8 protein-coding genes and 1 pseudogene are annotated in these 8,096 nt (G+C 67.8%); 3 read left to right on the top strand and 6 right to left on the bottom strand.

Annotated features, from left to right (window positions below; all coding sequences use genetic code 11):
• Positions 1-273 precede the first annotated feature (273 nt).
• Complete coding sequence (locus ABT085_RS40825) at positions 274-693, top strand: transposase (protein ID WP_351620441.1); 420 nt, start codon at positions 274-276, stop codon at positions 691-693.
• Positions 694-810: 117 nt separating this feature from the next.
• Here ABT085_RS40825 and ABT085_RS40820 read toward each other — a convergent pair whose 3' ends face one another.
• Positions 811-2,079 (bottom strand): FAD-dependent monooxygenase, encoded by a 1,269-nt coding sequence (locus tag ABT085_RS40820; RefSeq protein ID WP_351620438.1) that lies wholly within the window; start codon positions 2,077-2,079, stop codon positions 811-813.
• A gap of 140 nt (positions 2,080-2,219) precedes the next feature.
• Positions 2,220-2,444: a hypothetical protein gene (locus tag ABT085_RS40815; protein ID WP_351620435.1), complete on the bottom strand. Its 225-nt coding sequence runs from the start codon at positions 2,442-2,444 to the stop codon at positions 2,220-2,222.
• A gap of 546 nt (positions 2,445-2,990) precedes the next feature.
• On the opposite strand from ABT085_RS40815, the gene ABT085_RS40810 reads away from it, so the two are divergent.
• Positions 2,991-3,305: a TetR-like C-terminal domain-containing protein gene (locus tag ABT085_RS40810; RefSeq protein ID WP_351620433.1), complete on the top strand. Its 315-nt coding sequence runs from the start codon at positions 2,991-2,993 to the stop codon at positions 3,303-3,305.
• 81 nt (positions 3,306-3,386) lie between these two features.
• Here ABT085_RS40810 and ABT085_RS40805 read toward each other — a convergent pair whose 3' ends face one another.
• Together ABT085_RS40805 and ABT085_RS40800 are read right to left on the bottom strand one after the other, a co-directional pair.
• Positions 3,387-3,911: a hypothetical protein gene (locus ABT085_RS40805; protein WP_351620430.1), complete on the bottom strand. Its 525-nt coding sequence runs from the start codon at positions 3,909-3,911 to the stop codon at positions 3,387-3,389.
• A 505-nt stretch (positions 3,912-4,416) separates the two neighbouring features.
• On the bottom strand, positions 4,417-5,259 hold the full coding sequence (locus ABT085_RS40800) for a hypothetical protein (RefSeq protein ID WP_351620427.1): 843 nt from the start codon (positions 5,257-5,259) through the stop codon (positions 4,417-4,419).
• Positions 5,260-5,397: 138 nt separating this feature from the next.
• Between ABT085_RS40800 and ABT085_RS40795 the strand changes: the two are divergent.
• Positions 5,398-5,547, top strand: a pseudogene (locus ABT085_RS40795) (IS5/IS1182 family transposase); the annotation flags it as partial.
• Positions 5,548-5,641: 94 nt separating this feature from the next.
• On the opposite strand, the gene ABT085_RS40790 reads toward ABT085_RS40795, so the two are convergent.
• Together ABT085_RS40790 and ABT085_RS40785 are read right to left on the bottom strand one after the other, a co-directional pair.
• The gene (locus ABT085_RS40790; RefSeq protein WP_351620424.1) at positions 5,642-6,958 is read right to left on the bottom strand and encodes an MFS transporter; all 1,317 of its coding nucleotides are present in this window, start codon (positions 6,956-6,958) and stop codon (positions 5,642-5,644) included.
• A gap of 397 nt (positions 6,959-7,355) precedes the next feature.
• Positions 7,356-8,096 (bottom strand): aldo/keto reductase (locus ABT085_RS40785; protein ID WP_351620421.1); only part of this gene is annotated, 741 nt, incomplete at its 5' end.

Genomic DNA, 8,096 nt, shown 5'->3' with positions numbered 1-8,096 from the left:
TCCCGCGGCAGGGCGGTCAAGGTCGCGCGCGGCGCATACCGACCCATTTACTGTGCCCCCGGCGCACGGCGAAGCCGCGCTGGATCGCTGTCGGGAATCTTGGAATTTCGCGGTGCGGCAGCATGGTGAACGGGCACGCTCGGGTGGTTCCGCCGACCGATGCAGCTGTCGAGGTGCCCGTTGTCCCTTCGCCGCCGTTCCGGTGAGCAGGTCCCGCCTCTGGCTGCGCAGATTGCGCGGGCGGGCAACCCGGGTGGTACGACGGCGATATGGGTGCGTGACCGGCTGGATGGGCTGTGGCGCGATGAGGAATTTGCCGACTGGTACCCGCGGGACGGGCGTCCAGGTCTCTCGCCTCCTCAACTGGCCACCGTCTGTGTGCTGCCGTTCCTACTCGGTCTCTCGGACCGGCAGGCCGCCGAGGCAGTCCGCTGTCGCATCGACTTCAAGCACGCCATGGCCATGAAGTTGGACGATCCCGGTTTCCATCACAGCGTGCTGGCCGCGGTGCGCGACCGGACCGGCCCGGAGCTGATCACCGAGGCCGTCCGCGCCGCACTCGAAGAAGTCGCCGGTACATCCCCTCACCTGCTCGACGAGCTGGTCGACGAGGACTGGGGCTCCGATACGGCCGACCGGTCCAGCTGGGTGCGAGATGCGAACGGGCGCACGAAACCCTCATTTAGCCCCTGAACAGCGAAGTTATTACCGCATGAGCAAGGATTGACTCGCCATCATGGCTACGTCGTCGCGCAGGCCTTGTCGGCAGGAGATCTGCAAGGCGGCGTCGAAGGCCCATGCCCCCGCTGTCTACCCGTCACGGTTTCCCGGCTGATCAAGTCCGGGCGGGCACGGTTGTCGGCCCGTTCGAGGTGACTGGACGTCTTTCCCGTCGCCTCGTCGGCGGGCGAGGTACCAACGTCGGCCAGTGGCAAAGGCGCGCCGTGCCGTGCGTACGGCAGCGGTTTGGGTGGCAATGTGGAGTTGGTGGTGCCAGGGGCTCTGGCTGCCGTGGCGTACCGACATGGCGTGCGCGAACGCCACAGCGTCGCGGTCGATGTACTGGTCCACGTGCTCGAACCACGCCATGCTCGTACGCGAGGCCGCCTGCACCGGATGGAGTTCCACGCGGCGATGACGGTCGTATTCCCGCAAGGCGTCCTCCACGGCAGGGTATTTCTGCAGGCTGTGTGCGAGGACGATCGCGTCGATGATCGCCAGTCTGGTGCCCGACCCCAGCGTGAAGTGGGTGGTGTGGGCAGCGTCGCCGACGAGCACCGTCGTGCCGTGGTACCAGGTCTCGTTGGTCACGTGCGCGAAGCGCTGCCAGTGTGCCGGCGCGCCCCGTGATCGACTGATCAAGTGGTGGCCGTCGAGTGCGCTCTTGAAGGTGTCCTCCAGCAGTCGCACTCCCTGGTCGCGGCTGAGCACGTCGAGTCCCAGACTGTGCCAGGTCTGCGGTGAGCATTCGACGATGCAGGTGCTGATGCCCGCGATCGAGGGGTAGGCGTGAAACCAGATCCATCCGGCGGACGTCTGCTCGAAGCTGAACACGAAGCTGCGGAACGCCTGGTCCGTGCCGAGCCAGATGTAGGGATTGAGGCCGACTTCGATGCGAGTCCCGAACGCGGCGCTCTGTCCCCGGATCCCGCTGTTTGCACCGTCGGCGGCAACGAGAAGGTCCGCTTCGGGAAGCGTCGAGTGATCTGCAACGCGGTGGCCATACTGGACGTCGACGCCGAGCTGCGAGGCACGGCGGGCCAGGACGTCGAGCAATCCAGATCGGCTGATGCTGTAACCGTAACCCCCGAAGTGCGCCGTCTGCTCGCCGCCCGAGCCGTGCACACGCACCTCCTGGTCCTGCCACAGCACGGACCTGGCGGTGACCTCCCGCGCGCTTTCCGGATCGTTGCGATAGAGGACGTCCAACAGGTCATCCCAGTACACGACGCCCCAGCCGTAGGTGGCCGCGGGCGGGTCACGGTCGTACACCGTGATCTCGTGCCCGGCATCGCGCAACTTGGCCGAGATCGCAAAGTACAGCCCCGCAGGCCCCGCACCTACGCACACGATCCTCACCGCTGCCCACCGCCCCGACTATCAGTCGTATGGGAGGCCTGTCGCTTCAGACGGGTCTGGATGCCCGAGGTGTCTGGACATCCGGATTCGGCACTCCCGAAACTGCCGAACGTTGATCGCGAGCTCACTGCGCTGGAGCGTCAGTAGCCGTACCCGCCACCGCCGTGGTCACCACCGCCGTACCCGCCACCGCCGCGGTCTCCCCAGCCCCGGCCGTCACCGTAGAAGCAGCGATCTCCCAGGCCCTTGCTGTCGTGGGAGAGAGCCGAAGTGACATGGGACGACGAGGGTAAAGCGGCCGCGCTGGCAGCGTCGGCTCCGGCCGCGATGGCAAAGATGGGTGCCGTGCAGATCACAGCGGCCATCCGCCGCATCCTGCTCGCAGTTGCGCGCATGATGTCCCCCCTTCCGGGGGTCGCAACAGGGAGCTCGGGCGCCCAGTGGGAACGCCCGTAGGCGCCAGATCCTGCGCGCGGGTCTGACGCCTGCTGATCCACTCACCGGACCTGCTGAACCACGTCCCAGCATTTTCCAAGCAGGCTTGCGGATCTTGCTATTGAGTACAAGACGGAGCATACAGTAATAAACGCAGTGTTTCGCCAATGATGGGCCACTTTCAGGGCAAAATCAACAAGGATGCCAGTGGCTCACAAGGGGGACATGCGGTGGACGCCCCAAGGCGGCAAGACGGCCGCCAGAGCGCTTTGGCTCCTGAGTACGCCGCCCAGCCCGACCACATCGCGCCTGACTCGCGTCGACGTCACCGGGAATCTCACGAAGCCGTGCTCCGAGCCACGAAAGACCTCCTCAGCGAGGTCGGATAGCAGCGGCCAACCTTCGAAGGCATCGCCCGGCGGGCCGGAGTCAGCACCGTCACCATCTATCGGTGGTGACCGAACAAGGCCGCACTCGTGATCGAGGCCCTCAGCGGGGAAGTCCCCCTGCCTCCCATCCACGAGACCGGCGACCTCGAAGCCGACCTCCGCACGACCGTCTGTCTCACTATCGAGCTCGTCTCCGCCATGCCCACTTGCCTGACCCTCCCGGCGCTGCTCGCCGACGCGATCGAGCATCCCACCGGCACCGGAGCCTTCGCCGAGCTCATCGAACCCCGCCGCGTGTCGGTCGTGAGGCCGCTGGAGCGGGCCCGCCTCGAAGGCCAGTTGCCGCCGGACACCGATACCTCACTGATGGTCGACACCTACTCCGGAACCGTCGTGTCGTGAACGGCCGACTCAGCTGGCCGACCTGACTGACTGTCCCCCACTCCGAGCGCCTGCGGCCCTGCAGCAAACAAGACGGCCACGTCAGACCCAGCCAAGGGTTCGGTTGTCCGGAGGCGACGACAGCCCTGCCTTCGCCCGCCACAAGCAGGGGTCAGATGGCGCGGACGTCCAGTCGATGACGTGTTCTACTGCTTCCTCGAACGCTGCGGCCAGGGAGCGCTCGCCCTCAATCTCCAGGGCAAGTTCCTCGACATAGTGGGTGTTGTGATCGACGTCGCAGAAGCAGGCGACACCGACCTGGGCCGTCACTTGAAGCAGGCCCTGCCGGCCCCAGCAGACATCAAGCTCGAGCTCTGTCCAGTCGTCAGGACTGGCGTGCATCGAGACGGTGGTACAGACGATGACGGGGATCCCGACCGTGTCAGGACCCGGAAACACCGAGTGCTTCAGCAGCCAATGCCATTTCGGTGCGTCTGCGGACGGCCTGGCAGCATCAAGAGCTGCTGCGGCAGCGCGAAGCCGTGCCACCTCGACCGCTCCAATGCCCGGGAAGAGTTTGCCGTGAGGTGCAGCTTCAAAAGCTCCTTCTGCCATCACAGCAATCACCCGTCGATGATGGCCCCGACAGGAAGCCATGACAAGGCGCCCGCATGCGGCACCGCCTTCCATGCGGCCTGCACCCCTGGTCCGGCAGTCGGTACGACGCCGTTGGAGATCAGCATCGACGGCACGACAATCATGATGTGCCCAGGCCATCTGCGGCAGGCAGCGCTGCCAGGTCTACACCCAACCCGTACGCACCGCCCAGGACTTCCTCCTCCTCGCCGGACCAACAGAGGAGCGGCACGCGAATGCGGTCGTACGCACCGCACAGCCGCCCGTCTGCCCCGCGCAGGCCCGGACCGCAGCCCAACAAAGTGCCCCCACCTCCAGGGCCGGTCCATCGTGTTCTTCGCCCAAAGCGCCCCGCGCTACGGCGTCATCGACGCCCATTACCACCACACCCACGGCGGCCTACACGCTTTACCCGCCGACGGTCGGGTCGTCCTGCCCTACGGACATCCCGGCCTGCGCTGGTCGATGCCCTGTTCAGAGACTTGCTCAACACCCTTTAGCACCGTCCGCCGCCTGCGAACCGTGCGGCGTCCTGGGGTACGAATCGCACCTGCGGATGGGCAGGGTCGACCTGCGGAACCCCGGCGGGAAGCACCGGGGCGAGCGTCTCGAACGTCCTGCGCATCGCATCGTCGGAGAAGCCCGCGAGCGTCTCGGTCGCCTGGAGCAAGGTGCCGCCCGAAGCAAGGGGGACCACCCGATGGAAGGCGCCCGACCTCTCCAGGGCATTCGCGCCGCCCAGCGCCGCGGTCAGTTCCGCGGGACAGACCGTGACCCACGCGTAGCCGCGCAACCACTGCCTCGCCTGGGCAACGGACCTTCGAACCTTACGGCCCAGGACCGAGTCGAGATTCGCCCTCTCCGTGATCGGCTCACCGGCACAGACCCTGCCGAAAGCAGGATTGACCGGATTGAGGGCCGAGACGAGGAAGGAGACGAGCGCTGCGCAGAAGGCGGCGTCGGCGGCACGTGCCGCCTCGTCTCCCAAGAAGAAGAGCTGCACTTCGGCATTCGGCCGCTTCACCAGGATACTGGAACTGTGCACATGCACAGTCGGCCGTTCCGCCCCGGAGTAGAAAACGAGTACGTCCGCGGTCTCGGGTCCGCGCGCCAACTCCGCACGAATGGCGTCCCATTCACCCCGCGCCAGCGCGAACTCCCGACGCTCGGCCCCTTCACACATGAGGGTGGTCGCCAGTGACTCGACGGCGCCTTCGCGTTCGCGTTCCAACAGTTCGCCCAACGGCCAGGACAGCGCAGTCCCGAACCACGAGACCAGCCCCTGGCCCGTGCCTCCTTCTGTACCGGCATCGAGCGTCACACTGACCAGAAGACTCATCGGACACCTCCTCCTTACTGATCGTTTCAGAATGAAGTTCGCAGGCAGGTAGGCGATGCATCTCGGTCTCTTTGAAGCCGCCTACTCGGAAATTGTCAGCGGGACCGCTGGCCGTTCCGCTACAACGATCGCCATGAGTTGGGTGGCGAACGTCAGCGCACCTTCGCCTGGCTCCACCAGTTCAAACGACTCCGGACCCGCTACGAACACCGCGCCGACCTCTATCAAGGCTTTCTGGAACTCGCCTGCAGCATCATCTGCCTCAGGCGACTCCGCACCACATTCTGAAACGATCAGTTAAGCGGTGGTGCACACAACTTCGTACCCGGTGGTGCGCTCAAGCGAGTACGCCGACAGCGCCGGCCGCGCAACCGGCATGGTGTCAAAGCCGGGCGGCGGGGTGAAGCAGCAGGTTGGCCGTGCTTGCCAGCAGGACGAGGAGGGCGGCCAGCAGCAGGCTGAAGCGCAGGCCGTCGTGGAACCCCGCAGCGTGCGTGACCAGCGCGCCGAAGGCGGCGACGGCGAGAGCGCCGCCGAGTTGCCGAGCGGCGTTCAGCACGCCGCCGGCCGTGCCCGCGCGCTCGGCCGGAACACGGTCGAGGAGCAGGGTGGTCACAGAGGGCAGGGCGAGGGATCCTCCGGCGCCGACCGGAACCATCAGCGCGACCAGCGCCCACGTGGGCGTGGACGCCGGGGCGAGGCTCAGGATCGCCAGCCCGGCGGCCATGACGAACTGCCCGGTGACGATCGGCATGCGTGCCCCGAACCTCGCCGCGAACCATGGCGAGGTCGGGCTGATGAAGGCAGTCGACACCGTCATCGGCACGAAGGCCAGGCCCGCGGCCGGTGCGGAGAGCCCTCGGCTCTCCTGCAGATAGAGGCTGAGCAGGAACACCATGCCGTAGAAGCCGACGTTGATGGCGAATCCCACAGCGGCCGCGACGCCCATGGCGCGGGAACGCAGCAACGCCGGCGGCACCATCGGGTACGCACCACGTGCCTGTCTGGCCAGGAATACCGCCGCCATCACCACGGACAGGCCGAAGGCCGCCTGCACGAGGGGTGCGCCGAAGCCGGCGGCGCCGGCTTCGATGGCCCCGTAGGTAAGGGCGCCCATCGCTGTGACGGCGGCGATCTGCCCGGTCCAGTCGAACGGGGCCGGACGCCGTGGCGAGCGCGCGGTGCGGGTGAGCAGCAGGAGCGCGACCAGCCCTATGGGCAGGTTGACGAAGAAGATCATCCGCCAGCTGACCTGGCTCAGCAGACCACCCGCCACGGGTCCGGCGGCGGCGCCCACCGAGCTGGCCGCTGCCCAGATCGAGATCGCCCGGGCGCGGCGGGCCGAGTCCGGGAACGCCTCGCGGATCAGCGCCAGCGAGGCGGGGGCGATCATCGCCGCGCCAGAGCCCTGAACCAGCCGGGCGGCCACCAGCATGCCCAGGTTCGGCGCCAGGCCACAGGCCGCCGAGGCGGTGACGAACACGGCCAGTCCCGCGCCGAACGCACGACGCGCGCCGAGCCTGTCGGTCACCGACCCGGCCGACAGCAGCAGCGCGGCGAACATCAAGGCGTAGCCGTCCACCACCCACTGCAGTCCCGTCATTCCGTTGCCGAAATCGCGTCCGATGGCGGGCAGAGCGACGTTGACTATCAAAGCGTCGAGCGTCATCACGGCGATACCCAGCAATGCGGCCGCCATGGCGGAGCCGTGACGTGGGGCGGTGTCGGTGTCACCCGGCCTCACGGCGGACACGACGGGGGCGGTACCTGGCACGGCAGATCTCCTGGAAACGGCAAAGGGAAGTAACGGTGGTCGCCCGGCCCTCTCGCGTCAGACGGCGCGCGGCAGGGCCGGGCTGTGCCGGGGAACGGCGGGGGCGCCGCCGGGGCACCCACCGTCTGTTCTGAGGCAGGAACGCACCAGCGGATCGGGCAGCCCGGCGGGAGTCGCCGGGCTGCCTGGACTCTCAGCCGGTGAGCCGCACGGCGCCCGCTGTTGCGCCCCGGCAGCACCTTCCACTGGGCCAAAGCGTGGCCGCGAAACGGCTCACACGGTGAGAGGGGTCACGCGGGGCGCCGCTGCCGGGGTGGTGTGGTCAGTAGCGGGCGCCGACGGGGGCCTGGATGGCATTGAGGTCGGCGAGGTCGGCCCCGGACAGCAGGACGTCGGCGGCGCCCGCGTTGTCGACCAGGTACCTGGGGGTCTTGGTGCCGGGGATGGGGACGACGTACGGGCCCTGGGCGAGAAGCCAGGCGAGGGCGATCTGCGCGGGTGTGGCGCCGATCCGGTCGGCGACGTCACGGACCTTGGCTGCAATGTCGAGGTTGGCTCGCAGATTGTCCTGCTGGAAGCGCGGCAGGCGGCGGCGCTGGTCGTTGCGCGGCAGTTCGTCGAAGGAGGCGAAGCGGCCGGCGAGGAAGCCGCGGCCGAGCGGCGAGTAGGGCAGGAGGCCGATGCCGTGCTGGGTGCAGTACGGCAGGACCTCGGCCTGCACGTCGCGGGTCCACAAGGAGAACTCGGACTGCACGGTGGCGACCGGGTGCAGTGCCTGGGCGCGCTGGATCTGCTCGACGCCGACCTCGGACAGGCCCAGGTGGCGGGCCTTGCCGGCGGTGACGGCCTCGGCCAGTGCGCCCCAGGTCTCCTCGATGGGGACCTCGGGGTCGACGCGGTGGAGCTGGTACAGGTCGATGTGGTCGGTGCCCAGGCGACGCAGGCTGGCGTCGATGGCGGCACGGACGTGTTCGGGCCGTCCGTTGGGCTTGACCAGCGGGGAACCGCCGGGGCCGCCCGTGGGATCGATGCACTCCATGCCGACCTTGGTGGCGATCACCGC

The sequence above is a fragment of the Streptomyces sp. NPDC002265 genome (assembly GCF_040296125.1).
In the GTDB taxonomy this organism is placed as follows: Bacteria; Actinomycetota; Actinomycetes; order Streptomycetales; family Streptomycetaceae; genus Streptomyces.
The sequence above is the reverse complement of the archived record's forward strand: the minus strand, read 5'-3'. Positions and strand labels throughout refer to the sequence as shown.

What these genes read in the sequence shown, in the direction of transcription:
- ABT085_RS40815 (WP_351620435.1), bottom strand. Translation starts at nt 2,444, where the DNA reads ATGGCCGCTGTGATCTGCACGGCACCCATCTTTGCCATCGCGGCCGGA.
- ABT085_RS40800 (WP_351620427.1), bottom strand. Translation starts at nt 5,259, where the DNA reads ATGAGTCTTCTGGTCAGTGTGACGCTCGATGCCGGTACAGAAGGAGGC.
- ABT085_RS40790 (WP_351620424.1), bottom strand. Translation starts at nt 6,958, where the DNA reads ATGGCGGCCGCATTGCTGGGTATCGCCGTGATGACGCTCGACGCTTTG.